Genomic DNA, 17,806 nt, shown 5'->3' on the forward strand with positions numbered 1-17,806 from the left:
AAAAGTTATTCCCACCAGTTTCCATAAGGGTATTTCGTAGCTCCTATTGTTACGGTTTCTCCTATTCTAGGTGTCGCCAAAGCTGCATTCAGCTGCTCTGCCGCTAATTTTGCCCGTTCAATAGGGTCTGTCCAACTGTGCAACGCTAACGTAAAAGCTCCCCAGTGTATAGGGATCATCAATTTACCTTGCACATCTAGGTTAACTTGCACCGACTCTTCAGGAGTCAAATGAATATTTGCCCACTTTTCATCATATTGACCCGTTTCGATAAGCGTGAGATCAAACGGTCCGTATTTATCGCCAATCTCCTTGAAATGCGGCCCGTATCCGCTGTCCCCGCTATAATATATTTTCATTTGATCACTAACAATGACCCAGGAGCTCCATAAGGTAGACATGCCGCTGCTTCCGCCCCGACCAGAGAAGTGTCTTGCCGGCGTGCTGATTAACGTTAGTCCTTCAACGGACTCCTTATCCCACCAATCAAGCTCTTTAATGAACTCAGGTTCGACTCCCCACTTCGTCAGATGACCGGCAACCCCCAAGGGAACTATAAACTGCTTTACCTTTCCTTTCAGCTTGCGAATCGATCCATAGTCCAGATGATCATAATGATCATGCGATATAATAACAGCGTCTATTTCAGGCAAATCCTGTATTTCTGCCGGCAGCTTGTCACTGTAACGTTTGGGACCAAAGAAAGGAACAGGTGAAGCATAATCGCTAAATACGGGGTCTATTAACAGCTTCACCCCATTTACTTTCAGCAATAGCGTCGAATGACCAAACCAGATCACTTGATCTTCTTTATTTTCCTTAAAAGCTTTCAAATCAAAAGAATCAACCGGCACGCTCCCCTTCGGCCTGCTGTTCGGAGTCCCTTTTATTGTTTTTATCAGCGCATCAGCGGTATCTTTTAAACTGTAATCCATCGGCGTTGGAATTTGATTGCGAAACTTCCCGTCGATAAACTGAGGGGAAGCCTGAATTCTTCTCTGACTTTCCGCCGAGCTTTTGCCGCCAAGCGGAGGATAATATTTCAGCATCAAAAAGATGACTAGAACTGCTATAACGACTAGAATTAATAATTTCATTCTGTTTGTTCCCAACTTTCTCTTCATTACATAACGGAACTGTGACCCAGAATCGCCTTAGGCTCCAAATACTCTTCGATTCCGTACGTGCCGTGGTCCCTGCCTATGCCTGAGCTTTTAAACCCTCCAAACGGCGCTTTCGGTTCGTCGTGTAAGCCGTTGACTGATATCCGTCCGGCCATGATTTGCTCGGCGACCGGATTGCCCCGCTCCGTGCTTCCGGAAAAGACGAATGCTTGCAAGCCATATGGTGTATCGTTCGCGATTTCAATAGCCTCCTCTTCCGTCTTATAAGTAATAATCGATAGGACAGGACCAAATACTTCTTCCTGCGCAATAGTCATATCGTTCGTCACATTGGAAAAAACCGTCGGCTTAACATAGTAACCGTCTTCGAGCCCTTGAGGACTGCCTGCGCCGCCAACAACCACTTCAGCTCCGTCATTGATCGCCTGGGTAATATAGTGCTGAACCCTTTCGAACTGCTTTTGATTCACCATTGGCCCAATAACAGAGGCTTCGTTCCAGAGGTCGCCCACTTTTAACGCCTCGACGGTTGCAGCCATTAAACGTTTGACCTCCTCTAGACGCGTTTCCGGAACGAGCACCCTAGTACCGGCAAGGCAAGCCTGACCGCTGTTGATGAATCCAGCCCTTACCGCAAGCGGAACGGCTTTCGTTAAATCGGCGTCATCCAAAATGACGGTAGGCGATTTTCCTCCAAGCTCGAGCGTAACCCTTTTTAAGTTAGCCGCCGCGCCTGCCGCGATTCGTTTTCCGATTGCTGTGGAGCCTGTAAACGTGATGCCGGTAACGTCCGGATGGCGAGTCAACTCTTCGCCGACTACTTCTCCCTTGCCGTTAACGATATTGATAACGCCAGCCGGGATATTCGCCGCATGGACGGCTTCCATAAATAGTTCCGTTTGCGCCGCGCTAAACTCGCTCGGTTTGACAACCACGGTGCAGCCCGCTGCAAGCGACGGCGCAATTTTATTGGCAAGATGCGTTGCATTGGCATTCCAAGGCGTAATGACTCCCACAACGCCAACCGGCTCCATTCGGACCTTTGCTGTGCCGGCCGCTCGTATAAAGGGATACGATTGGGCCGTTTCCTTCATATGCAAAAAGGCGTTGATCGCAAGTTGGGTCAGCATTTTAGCCACTGTAACCGGCGCGCCGTATTCCGAAACAGTCGCCTCCGTCAATCTGTCGAATCGTTGCGACAGCGATTCATGCAGCCGCGAAAGCATTTCCAAGCGTTCCTCAACGCTCGTTTTAGAGTACGTTTTGAATGCAGCTTTAGCTGCCTCTATTGCCTTGCGAGTGTCCTCAACGTTTCCGAGCACGACTTTGCCGGCTGGTTGCTTGTTTACGGGATTGATCAGCTCCAGCTCTTCCGTACCCACCGGTTTGACAAATTGTCCATTTATATAAATCTTATCGTACACATTCATTAGTGTTTCCTCCCCATCCTTTCAGATTATTTAGCGTAAATCATTTATATTGTAAACGTTAAAGTCCACTTTAAGTCAATAGCTTTACATAAAATTGGCGAAGCCCTGATCCATTATTTCTATCGATAGAAATAATGGATCAGGGCTTCGCTTATACAATTTCAAAGCAGAATTTCGCTCGTATTCACTAGAAACCTTCATTCGTTGGCTCATCCAACTTATTAATATATTCGAGAAAGCTATCCTCCGGATTGCCATTTTGGAGGTTATTATACACCTCCAGCTTTTGACTCACCGCTTCAAAAGCATCGTTCAGCACCTGCTGCTTTTTTACGATTTCTGCTTGATGCTCTTCTAATATGGCCCTTCTCTGCGCAATCGTCGCTTCTCCCTGCTGGGCAAGCTCGACAATTTCTCTTATACCCGCTATGCTCATTCCTGTTGCGCGAAAACAAGTCATTAATCGAATCCAGTCCAAATCCTTTTTATCAAACAGGCGGTTGCCGTTGTCATCCCTGCGAATATTCGGCAATAGTCCTTCTTTATCATAAAATCGTATTGTATGTGCAGGGCAATTTAATTTTTCCGATGCTTCCTTTATTGTAAACAATTCGCTCTCCCCCCATTCCCAAGCGTCTATTCACCTTTGGATTTCGCAATTATAACATAAGCGGTCAGTTAGTCAAATGCGCTGTTCGACAAGCTGATTGGCTCCCTCTTCCCGTTGCTGCATGACCTGCAGGAGCTGAACGAAAAACGAGTACGCTGCGAACTCACCTGATCTCCCGACAATTTCTTTTCCATTTTATTCATTTTCGCAGCTCTCCTTTACAATATAGAACCTTAAATTATTTTCGGGCAAGCCTTTGTTTACTATGCAAAATGATAATATTGCATGTCATTTCAGAAAGCAAGATCGGCTGTTAACGACTTCTCTGTTCCAACAGGCCCGCTTAAAATCGGACCTTTGGAGACCGCCGCCTATCGGCTCAACTGAGGGTCATACCGATTTGATACAGTAAAAGCCACTCTAGTTTCTCCACACGGCCGTCAAGTGCATAAAGTATGGTAAATTGACGAAACTTATAACGAAATGTACTTCTGACAGGAAAGTGTGGAATGTTGCCTTGATGACAAAAACCTACGATAAAGGAATTACGGGCTTATTATTGGTTGACCCCTATAATGATTTCTTATCTACGGAAGGTAAAGCTTATCCTCGTCACAAAGAAATATCGGAATCCGTAAACCTGCTCGAACATCTAAAAGCGATCGTTGATAAGGTTCGAAAAGCCGGCATCCGTGTTTTTTTTGTTCCCCATCACCGATCTGAACCGGATGATTTCGATACTTGGTTGTATCCAAATCCCAATCAGGTCAGAGCCAAAAAATCACAAATATTTGCAAAAGGTACTTGGGGTGGGGAATTTCATCCCGATTTTCAACCTCAAAAGGGCGACGTGATTATCAAAGAGCATTGGTCTAGCAGCGGATTTGCGAACACAGACTTGGATTATCAGCTGAAAATGCATGGCTTACAAAAGGTTATCATTATCGGTTTGTTAGCCAACACATGCATCGAAGCGACCGCACGCTTCGGCTCGGAGTTGGGTTACCATGTTACTCTGGTTAAAGATGCTACAGCGGCTTATAGTAAAGAGGCTATGCACTCGGCGCATGAAGTTAATGGGCCTACGTTTGCTCACGTTATTGTATCAACGGAAGAACTTCTTGCTCAACTGTGAGGTTGTTGATCTACCCGTCAATCGGCTCGAAAATGACTTCCTTTCATAACACTCTTTAAATGCAAAATATTATGTGTTGAACTAACCATGGCAAAGGATAATGTTCTTGTCCAGTATCAGTAAAGGATGTAAGTTCTTTTCTTGCGGGACAAGAACTTACATTCATAAAATAATAAAAACGCGCAGCACGTGGATTTCTATAGATATACGTTCTAGTCCTCTTACATTGAAATACAAGAACGAAATTACTAGGGGGTATTTATGAGACATATGTATAAATGTCGCCTAGCAGAATCAAAAAACTCGACAAACAAAAGAGACATGATGTCACTCCATCATGCCCCTCCTCTCTATTTAGAATACTTGCTCGTTTCCACTTCATTTACTTCTCTAAGAGTTTTAGAATTTCTGATCTTTTCTTCTCATCTACAATTTCCTTCGCTTTATCGAGCGGTGTGAGGCCATTATTGTCTTTCATTTCCTTATTAGCGCCTTTTCTCAACAACAATTGAATCACCTTAGTCACCTCTTCATTACTTGCTAGCGCATGCTGATTAAACTCAACCGCATAGGAGAGTGACGTATTTCCTTTCTCATCTACTGCATTGACATCCGCCTTCGCATCGATCAACAACTCGGTCATTTCGTAGACACCTTGGAGGGTGTCATATCCGAAAGGATTAACTGCTCTCATTAATGGAGTGGTACCGTTCCAATTACTTTTGGGCTTCTGATTAGGGTCTGCCCCGTGCTCGATCAGTATCCTCACAATTTGCAGATTTTGCGGCATGCTCATATCTACAGCTGCTAACAGCGGCGTTTCCCCCTCAAAACCAGCAGTATGCACATCAGCTTTGTTCGCGAGTAGAGACTTTACAATTTCTACGCTCTCATCGGTTAATCCCGAATGAGCGAAAGGATGAAGCGCTGAAAGCAGAGCCCCTCCACCTAGATTCGGATCCGCTCCCATAGCAAGCATCTTGTTGACTAACCCTAGTTTTTTTTTGCTTGCTACTTGCATAAGCGGTGTCATTCCATTGGCACTAACATTCACGTTGGCTTTGGCATCCAATAGATTTCCCGTTAAATCAATGGCTCGTTCCGCTGCATAATGCAGTGGCGTATACCCATTTGATTCATCTACCATATTGAGGTCAACTTTCTTCCCAATTAATAGATCAACTAAATCAGCAACGTGCGGCTTCCCTTGAAACATATGAGCAATTTTTAGAATTTGGAGAAAAATAGGGTTAAGATCCTCTGGAGCTATAGCATCTACGTATTTCTTTGTTTCTATTAAATCGCCATGTCCAGCTACATCAAATAATTGGAGAGCCGTCATTTCGACTCTTGTTTGTTTCTGCTCGGTCGGTGTCCCATACTTAATCGATATTTGCTGCTTCGTCTCGTCGTACTCGACTTGCCCTCTCATGCTTTCAGCAACGAACCGAATGGGCACATAAGCATGCCCGTTATAGTTCAAAACTGTGTATTCACTATCTACCTGTTTAGAGACACCATTAAATAAAAAGCTAACCTGAAACTTGATAGCTTGTATCGTATCTGACGCATATACTACCGTTGATAGGGTCAAACCGGCACCCAAAATCATGCCAATCACTAATTTTTTCAATGCGTACCCCCCTTTAGATTCTCATTTAGTTATACTAAAATTTCCAAACTTTGTTTCTTGTAGATAGGTAGTTTTATAAATGATACCTTGTTGTCGTGTTTTTAAAGTTAAACATAATAACGCTCCACCAAAATAAAGTATGAAAATTTCCACTACATAGCAAATTATGACATTTTTAAAAGTGGCTATTTTACTTAAATGGAATTTAAAAAAGAGTTGCTACAATGCGGCTTCTGCGCTATAGTGTCCTCGTTTCCAGTTATATTCCATATAAGCGTTTAATTATCCTTAGTTTAAACAAAAAAACAGGATGCCCCGGCCCCCGCTCTTTTTGTTGCTATTTAACATTCGTGTCCCGTTAGTTGAGCATTTAGCGATAAATCCTTTCATCAAGCTCATCTTCATTACCTTAAGTAACAATTTTTCTATATCTTGTGGTTGAATCTTCAAAGTCGTTTGCGATAACCCTGTACCACCATAAACAAAAGGAAATCGATATAACTCTCTATCTAAAATTGTTGGGATATTTGGATTTATTAATGGCACATTACCAATCCTACAGCCAGTTACTTGTTCTACTTCTTTAGGCTTTGCCAATTTGATTTCTTGAATTTCTAATATCTCTTTCAACGAATCAAACTCCACTCGACCATAATCTCCAGAAATTATCAACGAATAATAGCCTTTTTCGGTCTTCAGTATGAGTGTTGGGGCAGTTTGTCCAATCTGAATACCAAAATAATCTGCACCTTCCTGTGCTGTGTTAATTGGTATGCTATGTTCAATGATCTCATATTCAATTTGCTCATTATTTAAAATGGATATTAGTTCCTCCATATACTTCCCTCATTCATACTGAAATTTGGCTACCTTCATACAAAACTATTCGTCAGCAATAGACGATTTCCTTTTTATAGTACAAGCTTGTTTACACTTTCCTACCAGTTTGTGTAAAACCACCGAAACGAAGAAAATAAGCGATGGATCGGTTCCATCGCCGCGATATCGTGTCCCGTTAGCTTAGCGAATGATTCGCTATTTGCGCTCAAATGCGAGACGAGCAGCAAGTCCTGTTAACACACTTGCCATCAACCAGCGTTGCAGCCTCAGCCACGTTGGGCGTGTGCCGAACCACTCAGCAATTCTGATAGCCGCAAGAACAATAAGCAGGTTTACCGTAAAACTGACGGTAATTTGTGTCAGACCTAAAGCTGCACTTTGGAGCAGCACCGAACCCCGGGTAGGATCCACAAATTGAGGCAATAGTGATACATATAAAAGAGCAATTTTGGGGTTTAGCAGATTTGTCATCAATCCCATTAAAAACAGCTTTTTCGGAGGATCAATGGAAAGACTTTGCTTAGGCGCAAAAATCGGAACGGCTCCCGGTTTGATTGCTTTCCAAGCAAGCCAAAGCAAGTAGCCGGCCCCCGCCCATTTTACTAATACGTAAAGAAAAGGGACGGTTAGGAAGAGCGCTGAAAGACCGAACATGGTTGCGACAATGTAAATCAAGAATCCAAGAATAACGCCTAGAAGCGAAATCACCCCCGCTGCGCGTCCTTGCAAAATGGAACGAGAAATCAGATAAATCATGTTAGGACCCGGAGAACAAACCATGCCGAGCGAAACTACTGCAAAAGCAATCAAAGTACCGGAAGTTACCAAAGTACATTACTCCTCTCAGGCTAGGCCGTAGAATTGGCCTTAAACAATATGTGGAAGAATCTCAACATGACAGAACATTTCCTTCAGCGCTTTTTTCATTCCGATAGTCGTCACCACTTTCCCACGGACGATTCCTTTCGTACCTACGCATCATAAATATACACAACATTGAATTTTTATACAAATCTTTTTTTGAGTTTCTTTGCACATAACTGCCCGTTATTACAACGCGGCTGCCGATCTATGCCGGCAGCCGCGTCGTGGTTGTTTATTGAACTATCGTTTCCCGTTAGCCGTCCATGCATCCTCCTGCGTTGCACCACAGAGCATGAAAGTTAATCCGTTTTTTCATGGTAGTTCAACGGCCTACCGATTGACTTACGTTATTTATTGAGTGATATTCGGTTGATTTTCCAAATTAGTTAAATTGTTTTACCTAGAATTGCTCATAACAAAAGAATCTTGTTTTCCATCCCATTCCAATGTTACCTTCACAACGTCATCTTTTGCAGGTAATACGATATTATCATCAAACTCATCATATATGATTATTCCTTCGGAATAGTTAGATCCTATAAAAGTCCATTTATTGCGATTCGCTTCGTTCCCATAAGTAAAGTCTACTTTGCCAACATTATTGATATCGGAACCTTTATAAGTTAGTACAATCCTGCTGTGAACCTTATTTGTTCCATTTCCGAAGTCCCAAACCGTATCTTCTAACGCAGCAGACCAGAGACTACTTTCACCTTGGTATTTCAAAATATAATCATATTTTATTTCCACTTCATTATTAAAGCTAGCTCCCGATGCAAGCAACCATTTGCCGTTTACCTTTTCTATTTTTACGGTCATTTTGTACGGAAAATCATATTCAGTCGTAATAAATTCAACGACAACAACATTACCCTCTTGGCTGATGATCTTGGCGGTATCAATGAAATACTTTGATGCCGACCCGTGTCCTCCATTATATGTATTTACGTAAAGCCGCCCTTCATAATCCTTATAAAGAGGAAGACGTATATCTTTCGTTTCCAAATAACCATTATAAAATAGCTTTTGAGCCATATCTTTTGTAAATACATCCTCTACTACTTTTTTTAAATCCGCTATGGATTTGACGTTCTCGGTATTCAGTGACGATTTCCCTCTTGGCCCAGTTACAAGTAAGTACTCTTCATCACCCGGAATCGTTTTCGTCGCATCTTCTGCAAACCATGAAGATCCGTTAAACATTCCATAAACGCCTGCTGCCTTCGGTATAAGCTGATTGAGAATATCTTTTACTTCATTTTCAGTGAGATTCACATTTGCTTGAAAACTGGTTTTAATCGTATTTATGTATTTCGACATGGATTTATATTCTGCCGTTAACTTCTCATTGTGTGGATCATATTGTACATCACTCGGAGTGCTTATTGTGAACACTCTGTCTCCGAGTTCTCCAATTTTCGATATATGACCGACCTCTATAGCTGTTTGACCATCATGGCTCCAATTATCTTTGGTCCATATGCCGATAGAAAAAACAACTCCACCATATTCTTTGTTTGCTATGTCAATAAAAGTAATAGTTTCGAACTTGGAGGCTTTATCTACGGTTTCCACCGCATCATACTTCCCTTCCCAGCTCTTAGGAAGATCGAGGGTGAAGTTGTTTTTCCTGTTTTCATACACGATACTTGGAACCGCAGGAATGATATGTCCATTTACATGACCAACATGGAGGTTAACCGTCGAATAAGCTCTAAAATCCCCTAAGCCCTCTGAAACGAACGTTTGAGCATCTACCCCAAAATCATCTCCATGAATCGCAACTTCGCCAATTTTTTCACTGTTATCATTGTAAAAAGCAAGGGTTGTCTCAACGGTATTTTTTGTATTCCCTACACCTTCGATTTGCAACTGACCGGTAACTTTGGTGTTGCTGCCGTTTTTCGTTAAGATTAAATTGCCAACCAATATCCCGTTGTAATCCGGATCCGATAAGTCAAGCTTTCGATTTTTGACAAAAATCTTTTGCTGCTCCTGATCATAGTCGATCGTTGCGCCCAATTGCTCGGCTACGAATCGAACTGGTACGTACGCATGACCGTCAACATTAAGTACTTTATACTCATCGTTCATGAAAATTTTACTTCCATTTATTTCGAAATGGGCAGGAAATAATAACGCTTGGATAGAATCTGATGCGAATGCAATAGATGAACATGCAATGAATAAACCACAGCATAAGCCCAACACAAATTTTTTCATTAACGCACCTCTTATTTTGTCTATACTCTTAGACGTGATTGGTTTGATTTAGTTGCAGATAAATACTAATATTTTCCTTATTCTGGCCTGATTAACCTTACTGCCCTTAGCTTAATAAAAACAAGGAGCGGCTGCCGAGACAGTACTGCTCCTTGTTTTGTTCAACTATAGTTTCCGTTAGCTTAGTCGTTCATTCATCTGTTTGAGGTGATGTATATCGTGGTCAATAAATATCTTCAAGTAATTATCAACTGTAGATTGGCGTTTCCCGTAACCAATTGTGAACTTAACATTACTGTCGATTCCAGATATCGTTTCAATTAACAGTCTTCTATTCAGGACAAATTCCTCTATTAAAGAACCTGTTGTTGTAAAAAAACTTATGTATTCGATGGCTTCTCTATTATGTAGGTCATGATTAGGGAAAGCATTCAAGTTTGTACCATCATTCATAAATGGAACATGCTTCTCTAAAATGAACTTATCCCAATAATATAGATGGCCTATGATTTCCTTAACTGACCACTTACCTTCACTTATCGGCTCGTGAAGGCGTTGTTCATCGAATTCTTTATACTTTAGTATTTCTTCTGCTGTCTGTCCATAATTCAAAGCTGCTTTATTACTCATTTATTAACCTCCATTTCTCATTTGGTTATATGTTAATTTTATCCATCAATTGTATATATGTAAAGAACGCTCGTTCTGTCTTTTGTTCCTTAAGTTAAAGTTAAACTATCACTGCCAGCTACTTCAATGAAATCAAAAAAGAACTGCTCAGCTCCTGCGCTATAGTTCCTCGTTAGTTAAATGATATAGCGATCCGACGAGAGCTTTTCGGTGCGTCGAAATTTCTCGGTAATAAAGGGCTAGACTTCTTCGAATTAACTAACAAAATCGGTGTTATTAATTCTATTATATTCTTCAATTAATTCTTCATAGAGACCCTTATTTTTTCGTAACATCCATTCAAATAAAGTTTTAACGCTCTCGAAAATATCTGGTTTAACTCTGTAAGGTATTTCTCTCCGAGTAATTTCATCGTCAACTAAATGTTCATAAAACCCAACACATATAGCATTATTTAAATAGTTACTTCTTCGATATTGATAAAAACACCATTCTGCGAAATTATAGATCTTATCAAGATCTACATTATCGTTTTTCAAATGAGATTTAATAACCCTGCGTCTAAGTTCAAATATTAAAGAGTAAACTGTGTCATCCTTACCTACGAAACTAAATCTTATATCATAGAATAATTCTAATCCCTTTCTTCTCCAAGTACTCATAATCGTTCATCCTTATGGTTTATTAAAGAGCTTTATTTTCGGTTTGTATTTGTTTCATAAATAATTGCTAAGTCTTTTATATTACTGAGGTATTCGTGAAGTAAATTATACTTTCCTGCCCATTACTTTAATAAACTAAAGAGGAGCTGCCACGCGGCAAGCTCCTCCACTATCGTTATCCGTTAGCGTAACGATAGTTTCAACACATACCTTATCTTATGTACTGAAAAAACCAGCTCCTCAATGGACTGGTTCGCAGATATTATCATTGCACTATCATTTCCGTTGGTGATTTATGCTTTCAGTAGCTTAACTTGTCAGAACCAATATCATCCTGCGTAATTTCATCTGCTGCTGCAACTAAATCTGAACTCGTAAAAGCAGAAACAAACTCCTCTAATTGATCAATGCTTGTCCATTGAAGTGCCCCGTGAGGTGGCTCCTTGCTGTGATCAAGTAGAGCCTCAAGAAGCAACTCAACTTTTTTGAATGCACTGCTGTTTTGCTGAAGGTTCAAAATTGCGTTATAAGGTTTCTCATTACTTACTTCTTCCCCAAAATAAGCCTTCTCAAAATTCCCCAACGAAGATAAAAGCCTTACTTTTGAAGACTCCGGTCGATCAGTAACAACTTTGTATATCTTCTCATTAAGAGCCCAAGCTGGATTTTTAATTTGTTTACCTTTTCGCATTGTAATTGGGGTATCACTATCATGTAAAACGGAATAACTGGAACCGAAATGATTAAGTATTTTAATCAGAGATACAATAGTCGCCTTACCTCTTGCCCTAATAATATGTACATCTTTATACATCCCCAGTTTTGAAGCAATTACATGTTTTAACGCTGTATACTCAGTATCACCCTCAACGATTATACAGCGCCCTCCAAAAAAGAACTCTGCAACATATGGATCAAATATATTCAGCAGCTTTAAGCGTGCTCGATCTTCATTGTCTAATTTTGCTCTTTCTGGACGAAACACAGTTGTTCCTGAAATATCACCATTTTTTTGTTCAACTCTTATTATTGTCGTGTTATCTCGAGAGACGTCAATAAAAGCAGGCGAGTGTGTTGTTACCATAACTTGCCAATTACCTGCGTTTGGTAAATCATATAATACACGACATGCTTCCCTTACTGCATTTGGATGAAGGCATAATTCTGGTTCATCTAGCAAAAGAACATGAGGTCGAATTGCCCCATTCTCAGGTAATTCTTTCTTTGTACCTTTTTTTATTGGTTTTGCTAAGTTAGATTCTGCAATCATTCTTAGGGCACTCCATAATAATGTACGTCGTGCTCCACTTCCTTGACGATCTAGTGTGCTTAAATAGCCGCTATTAGCATAGCCCATTTTCAGCTGTGCGTTGCTAAGTTTATTAAATAAATTAAGGTCATTTTCCGCATCTTCCTCAGTTCGAGGATCAAATTTAACTATGTAACCAGGAAAAACCTCATTCAGTAATTCTGAGACCTGTTGTTCTATTTTCTCAATATGAATGTTAGATTCAACAACCACTTGCTGTCTTAAAGTTGTTATCGTTCTTAGAAGTTGTTTGTACTGAGATTCTTCCTCAGACTGTTCTTGAACATTTTTCACTCTCTCTTTAATAACATCCGACAGCAATTTAACAATAGCATCCGCTTGCAATTTTGGATCTGAAAATGCATCAACACGATGCGGTTTAGGGCGATAGGAATTGGCTATGTTCGCAGCTCCCCAAGGAACACCATCATCAGCCCACACGCTCTTATTTATATCGTATCCCTGCCGCTTAGGAGCACCAGGTGAAGCCCATATCCATTTCTCAATCACTACCTTCTCATGTGTAATGGGATCTATCGAAATCCATCTTGATCCAGGTGCATTATCATGAACAACTGTGTGCAGTTCTATCTCGGGTAAAGCATCACTTTTGACATTACCACCTGGGAAATCTTCCAGCAATAGTATAGCTTCATTAGAGCCTTCCGACATCGCAACTTCGTATGCGCGTAGGATAGAACTCTTACCCACGTTGTTTGGACCAACTAGAACCACTATCTTATCCAACTCAACTGTAACAGGCTTATTACCTATCGCTCGAAAATTTCTAATAATTAATTGCTTAAGGCGTGGTCGTGCAGTAACAACTTCTTCTAAAATACCCATCTGATTGTTAATATCTAGCACCCCCATTTTATGGAATGTTCTCTTTACCATTATAATCCAACATTCTTTTACTTGTCTCCTTTATATGGAAGTAAACATTATTACTCATAACGAGAGATTCAACACATAACTTATCTTATGTATCGAAAAAACCAGTCCTTTAAAAGGACTGGTTTGCCGAGCTATCGTACCCGTTAGCGCAATTGCCCTACCTTTACTTTATGCCAAGAAAGTTGTTTTTCTAAGAAACCCCATAAGTAGCCCACTAGAATCACAACCACTACATGAATTAAAGGCAATAGCGGTATCCATACAAAGGCAGCCGATTGATTTTGGACGGCTGCTTCATGTTTGTATTGCAGTATGGTCTCCGTTTGAATTCCCGTAAAATAAATAATTATTTCTGGGGGACGTAACACCTAGGTGGGCTACAGACTGGTTTTTGAGAGTTGCCGTTCGGATGCACTTGCTATCAATATTCAGCGGACTGCTTGTACATTATGATACACGCTTGTTTGATGAATTCCCGCTCTTCCATGGACAGCGTGTACATCTGTGGCTTCATATCGTCGGGCAGCGTGTTGAAACTACCCAGGCCTGTTTCATTCCTTTAAGGATTTCTGGGTCTCCCTGCGATCGGCGCGCGTTTATCCGTTAGGGACCGTGCTAGGCTTTGAGATTCCGGGCTACCCGGATCGGCATCGGTTGCCACGAGCCGCTTGAGCTCAGCCCTGAACTGGGTATATTGGAGATGTGATTCTTCGACGAACTCCTGGCCCGCTAGCTTCTTCAATGCCTCCCGTGAATATGAATTTACTGCCAGATTGCGCATCGTCTTCCGTTCGTCGGGGGTCAAATATTTATTGACCCATTCCGGTCTCAATTTCATCTGCATAACCTCCATTATTTTGACGATTGAGTAGTAGTCGACCTCGCCGCCCTCCACCATCTTCTCTGTTTCCTGGATCGCGTGTATGATGGAGTCGAGCTGCGCACGTTTTTCCAACAGCATATCTTTTTGTGTTTGCAAAGCGGCTGGAAATTGCTGTGGTCCTGTTTGAATCAGGTTCTTGATTTGGATGAGAGAGAAGCCGAGATACTTCAGAGCCAGGATGTGTTGCATCTTGACCAGATCCTCGTTGGAATACAATCGATAGCCAGCCTGTGTATACTCCGAAGGGGAAAGAACGCCTTTCTTATCGTAATATTGAAGCGTACGAACAGTATCGGACGTTTTTTTGGCAAATTCGTTCGTATGGTAATAGCCTTGATCCAAGCCACATCCTCCTTTCCACATCAATTTATAGTATGACGCTGCGTCGTACTCAAGCTTTTTTAATATTTGTTCTGCATCGCATACTATACTTTCTGCATAAATGTGAGGTTCTCATGTTCTTGCCCGTTGCTTTGGAGAAGAACATATATCATTAAAGAAAAGAAATCCGCGAATTCCGCGGATCAGCTAAGATATATGTTCTTGTCCTAGACAATTCGAGGTCTTTATTAAGCTATCGTTCTCCGTGAGTTGAGTGGCTTAACAACTCCAGAATCGATTAAAAAAGGCTTCAGTTAGTTTTTGTTCAATAAGGTGAACTAAGGTTGCTCCTAACGCTTCGTTTACAATATGAGTTATTTAGTGGAAAGATCGTCAATCGCTTGGACAGCTAGTTCCAACGCTTTAATTCTTCTTTCTAAAAGCGTTCTTTGGGGGCTATCAGCCTTTGACTTAGCATAACTGTTTTCAATTGATGGAAATAAACCAGTAATAACATTGCGAGCTTCTGCTAAATCTTCCTGTGTGTAATAATGGGGTCTTTGATTCCAAATGTTTTCTAGCATGGCTAAGCCGATGGAAACAGCTTTGAGTCGTTTCTTTACTAGAGTAGTATTTGCGCCATTTTGAGTCATCTGGGACAAGGCATTCTCGAGTTTACTTATTGTCGATTGTAAAGATTTTATTGATTCAAATTTATCTACATTTAATACATTTTCCATGTTAGTACTGTCCTTTCTTAGTTTCTGTATTATTTTGTTTGATACTTGATAAAATCTTTAAGAACCTGATTTCACTCGCAATGTTGTATCATAATGTGGGAATTGTCATACTTCGAATAGGGCGGCTAGCGATCTCCGTTATCTCAATCCACCTTTAACCAAATCTATGTTGAAGTAAATACAGAATTCGTAACCAACAGACTTGCATTATTATCTAATGCAGGACGATTGTTAATAGTAGAACATTGAGATGACAAAAAGTGAAAGTAATGCTGGTTCTGCACGTTCCATCTATGACGCTGTTATTGTTGAACTAACCTGCCAGTTAGCTTAATGCCTCAGCCAATCTAATATTTTATTTTCTCACTCAGCAACAATATTTTCAATTAACATGTGCAACTATAATTAGCGACAATGTAGGTTGAATTTGTGTCACTAGTCGACAATGTAGGTTGCATTTCAAATGACACAAATCTCCTACATAAAAAATAAAAAGCCTGATTCCTCAAGCTTTTCTTCCATATGTTATGTAGGCACATTGTGTCATTGGAGGAGGCAACTGTTTTTCTATCAGATTGAGATGGATTTATAATATTAGATGACTTAGTTGATTCTATTTCTTTAAATGATACGGTACAGTAGTTACAATTACATCTCTCCGATATAGCAAGTGTGTACGAATCAGTAAACTGGATTGGTTATGCAGGATATTATGCCAGCCTTTTTTAGGAATAAATTGCGGAATAATAACCGTAACCTGATAGCTCGACTCATTCGCTTTACGTTGAACGGTATCAATAAACTTGGTCAGTGGCTGGATAATACTTCTGTAAGGAGAGTGGAGTGTCACCAGTCTCACATCAGGTTGCCACTTGTTCCACTTTTCTTCAAACGCCGCTTCATCCTCTCTTTCAAACGGGACGTATACTGCAATAATCTGGTGGGGTGAAAGAGATTTTGCATAGTTTAATGAGTACTCCACCACATGAGTAATTCCCGCCACAGGAAGAATGATTACATTTCCCTCAATCGGCACAGCAGGCTCACAGGTTGCAAGTCTCAATTGGTCGCTAACTGCTTCATAATGCTTTCTAATTCTATGAAAGAGATAAATGATTAAAGGCAAGAAAACTAATACAGACCAAACCTGTGAGAACTTGGTTAAAAAGAACATAATGGTGACGATAAAGCTGATCCCAGCACCTGTTGTGTTAATAATGAGTTTGGCAACCCAGCCTTTTGGTCTTTCACGTATCCATTTTACAACCATTCCTGTTTGGGAGAGGGTAAATGGGATAAACACACCTACAGCATAAAGCGGGATGAGTTGTTCCGTCCGTCCTTCAAAAACAATAATTAAGACGATTGAAAGAATCCCAAGAATGATGATCCCATTGGAGTATCCCAGTCGGTCCCCTCGAACCGTGAACATTCTAGGTATAAACTTATCTTTTGCAAGATTCACGGCAAGTAAGGGGAAAGCAGAATACCCAGTGTTAGCAGCAAGGATTAAGATCAATGCCGTTGTTCCTTGAATGAAGAAGTACATAAAGTTCCTTCCAAACGTCTGTTCAGCTATTTGGGAGACAACTGTTACCTCGGATCTCGGAGAAATTCCATAATAATAAGCCAAGTATACAATTCCGGAAAATAACAAAGCCAATAAAGTACCCATCGCAATTAACGTTTTAGCAGCATTATTAGGAGCAGGGTTTTTAAAGTTCGGAATGGCATTCGAGATGGCCTCAACTCCTGTTAAAGCAGAACTACCTGAGGCAAAAGCTCTTAGAAGTAGAAACAAGCTGATTCCAACCACTGGTGTACCGATTGGTGTATGTAAAGCAGGTGAAACATGTCCTGTGAGGATGTTGTAAATACCCACGCTAATTAGAATAAATAAAGCTAAAACAAATAAATAAACCGGATAGGCTAATATAGAAGCAGACTCCGTTACGCCTCTTAAGTTCAAGATTGTAATAAACAAGACAAATATACTAGCAATGACTACATTATGAGCATGTAAACTAGGAAATGCAGACGTAATAGCATCCGTGCCGGCAGACACACTTACTGCTACCGTTAAGATGTAGTCTACCAACAAGGAGCCTCCGGCGATCAGCCCAGGATATATACCCAGATTTTCCTTCGATACCACATACGCCCCACCACCGTGAGGATAAGCGAAAATAATTTGCCGGTAAGATAAAATAAGAGCTAATAACAGAATTAATACTCCAAAGGCAATTGGCATGGAATACCAAAATGCTACGGCACTAACGGTTACTAAGACTAATAATATTTGCTCTGGGCCATAAGCAACTGAAGATAAGGCATCTGAAGAAAGGATGGCTAAAGCTTTAGTTTTATTAAGTTTTTGTTCCCCTAATTCATTTGATTTTAACGGTCGGCCAATTAAAAATCTCTTTAGAGCAGATAACACTCGTGTTCACCACCATTTCACACCCTATTCGCGGGCTCTTTCATTAAGATTGATAATTGTAAACA

Annotated in this window: 15 protein-coding genes; 1 reads left to right on the top strand and 14 read right to left on the bottom strand. The window is 40.8% G+C overall.

Annotated elements, in window-relative coordinates:
- Positions 1-5 precede the first annotated feature (5 nt).
- The 4 genes from NV381_RS12435 to NV381_RS12450 all read right to left on the bottom strand — a co-directional run bounded on the left by NV381_RS12435 (position 6) and on the right by NV381_RS12450 (position 3,367).
- Positions 6-1,097 carry an MBL fold metallo-hydrolase gene (locus NV381_RS12435; protein ID WP_258213611.1) on the bottom strand — a complete coding sequence of 364 codons (1,092 nt, stop codon included), beginning with the start codon at positions 1,095-1,097 and terminating at the stop codon, positions 6-8.
- Between the two features lie 26 nt (positions 1,098-1,123).
- Positions 1,124-2,554, bottom strand: a complete 1,431-nt coding sequence (locus NV381_RS12440) for an aldehyde dehydrogenase family protein (protein ID WP_258213612.1) — start codon at positions 2,552-2,554, stop codon at positions 1,124-1,126.
- Positions 2,555-2,741: 187 nt separating this feature from the next.
- Complete coding sequence (locus NV381_RS12445) at positions 2,742-3,164, bottom strand: MerR family transcriptional regulator (RefSeq protein ID WP_258213613.1); 423 nt, start codon at positions 3,162-3,164, stop codon at positions 2,742-2,744.
- A 68-nt stretch (positions 3,165-3,232) separates the two neighbouring features.
- A complete protein-coding gene (locus NV381_RS12450) occupies positions 3,233-3,367 on the bottom strand; it encodes a hypothetical protein (protein WP_258213614.1) in 135 nt (44 codons plus the stop codon).
- Between the two features lie 317 nt (positions 3,368-3,684).
- On the opposite strand from NV381_RS12450, the gene NV381_RS12455 reads away from it, so the two are divergent.
- The gene (locus NV381_RS12455) at positions 3,685-4,299 is read left to right on the top strand and encodes an isochorismatase family cysteine hydrolase (protein WP_258213615.1); all 615 of its coding nucleotides are present in this window, start codon (positions 3,685-3,687) and stop codon (positions 4,297-4,299) included.
- Positions 4,300-4,681: 382 nt separating this feature from the next.
- On the opposite strand, the gene NV381_RS12460 is transcribed toward NV381_RS12455, so the two are convergent.
- From NV381_RS12460 to NV381_RS12505, 10 genes are all read right to left on the bottom strand, one after another.
- A complete protein-coding gene (locus tag NV381_RS12460; protein WP_258213616.1) occupies positions 4,682-5,932 on the bottom strand; it encodes an ankyrin repeat domain-containing protein in 1,251 nt (416 codons plus the stop codon).
- Positions 5,933-6,220: 288 nt separating this feature from the next.
- Entirely contained in the window at positions 6,221-6,769 is a 549-nt protein-coding gene (locus tag NV381_RS12465) for an aminoacyl-tRNA deacylase (protein ID WP_258213617.1), read from the bottom strand.
- A gap of 198 nt (positions 6,770-6,967) precedes the next feature.
- Entirely contained in the window at positions 6,968-7,600 is a 633-nt protein-coding gene (locus NV381_RS12470) for a LysE family translocator (protein WP_258213618.1), read from the bottom strand.
- A 432-nt stretch (positions 7,601-8,032) separates the two neighbouring features.
- The gene (locus NV381_RS12475) at positions 8,033-9,859 is read right to left on the bottom strand and encodes a copper amine oxidase N-terminal domain-containing protein (protein ID WP_258213619.1); all 1,827 of its coding nucleotides are present in this window, start codon (positions 9,857-9,859) and stop codon (positions 8,033-8,035) included.
- A gap of 177 nt (positions 9,860-10,036) precedes the next feature.
- Positions 10,037-10,489: a DinB family protein gene (locus NV381_RS12480; protein WP_258213620.1), complete on the bottom strand. Its 453-nt coding sequence runs from the start codon at positions 10,487-10,489 to the stop codon at positions 10,037-10,039.
- 254 nt (positions 10,490-10,743) lie between these two features.
- Entirely contained in the window at positions 10,744-11,151 is a 408-nt protein-coding gene (locus NV381_RS12485; RefSeq protein WP_258213621.1) for a DUF7674 family protein, read from the bottom strand.
- Between the two features lie 301 nt (positions 11,152-11,452).
- Positions 11,453-13,357 carry an ATP-dependent nuclease gene (locus NV381_RS12490; RefSeq protein ID WP_258213622.1) on the bottom strand — a complete coding sequence of 635 codons (1,905 nt, stop codon included), beginning with the start codon at positions 13,355-13,357 and terminating at the stop codon, positions 11,453-11,455.
- A 559-nt stretch (positions 13,358-13,916) separates the two neighbouring features.
- Complete coding sequence (locus NV381_RS12495) at positions 13,917-14,582, bottom strand: MerR family transcriptional regulator (protein WP_258213623.1); 666 nt, start codon at positions 14,580-14,582, stop codon at positions 13,917-13,919.
- 353 nt (positions 14,583-14,935) lie between these two features.
- Complete coding sequence (locus NV381_RS12500) at positions 14,936-15,301, bottom strand: hypothetical protein (RefSeq protein WP_258213624.1); 366 nt, start codon at positions 15,299-15,301, stop codon at positions 14,936-14,938.
- A 613-nt stretch (positions 15,302-15,914) separates the two neighbouring features.
- The gene (locus NV381_RS12505; protein WP_258213625.1) at positions 15,915-17,741 is read right to left on the bottom strand and encodes an APC family permease; all 1,827 of its coding nucleotides are present in this window, start codon (positions 17,739-17,741) and stop codon (positions 15,915-15,917) included.
- Between the last annotated feature and the right edge of the window lie 65 nt (positions 17,742-17,806).

It is taken from the genome of Paenibacillus radicis (ex Xue et al. 2023), from assembly GCF_024722015.1.
Taxonomy (GTDB): domain Bacteria; phylum Bacillota; class Bacilli; order Paenibacillales; family NBRC-103111; genus Paenibacillus_S.

What these genes read in the sequence shown, in the direction of transcription:
- NV381_RS12440 (WP_258213612.1), bottom strand. Translation starts at nt 2,554, where the DNA reads ATGAATGTGTACGATAAGATTTATATAAATGGACAATTTGTCAAACCG.
- NV381_RS12465 (WP_258213617.1), bottom strand. Translation starts at nt 6,769, where the DNA reads ATGGAGGAACTAATATCCATTTTAAATAATGAGCAAATTGAATATGAG.
- NV381_RS12490 (WP_258213622.1), bottom strand. Translation starts at nt 13,357, where the DNA reads ATGGTAAAGAGAACATTCCATAAAATGGGGGTGCTAGATATTAACAAT.
- NV381_RS12455 (WP_258213615.1), top strand. Translation starts at nt 3,685, where the DNA reads ATGACAAAAACCTACGATAAAGGAATTACGGGCTTATTATTGGTTGAC.
- NV381_RS12475 (WP_258213619.1), bottom strand. Translation starts at nt 9,859, where the DNA reads ATGAAAAAATTTGTGTTGGGCTTATGCTGTGGTTTATTCATTGCATGT.
- NV381_RS12500 (WP_258213624.1), bottom strand. Translation starts at nt 15,301, where the DNA reads ATGGAAAATGTATTAAATGTAGATAAATTTGAATCAATAAAATCTTTA.
- NV381_RS12480 (WP_258213620.1), bottom strand. Translation starts at nt 10,489, where the DNA reads ATGAGTAATAAAGCAGCTTTGAATTATGGACAGACAGCAGAAGAAATA.
- NV381_RS12450 (WP_258213614.1), bottom strand. Translation starts at nt 3,367, where the DNA reads ATGAATAAAATGGAAAAGAAATTGTCGGGAGATCAGGTGAGTTCGCAG.
- NV381_RS12435 (WP_258213611.1), bottom strand. Translation starts at nt 1,097, where the DNA reads ATGAAATTATTAATTCTAGTCGTTATAGCAGTTCTAGTCATCTTTTTG.
- NV381_RS12485 (WP_258213621.1), bottom strand. Translation starts at nt 11,151, where the DNA reads ATGAGTACTTGGAGAAGAAAGGGATTAGAATTATTCTATGATATAAGA.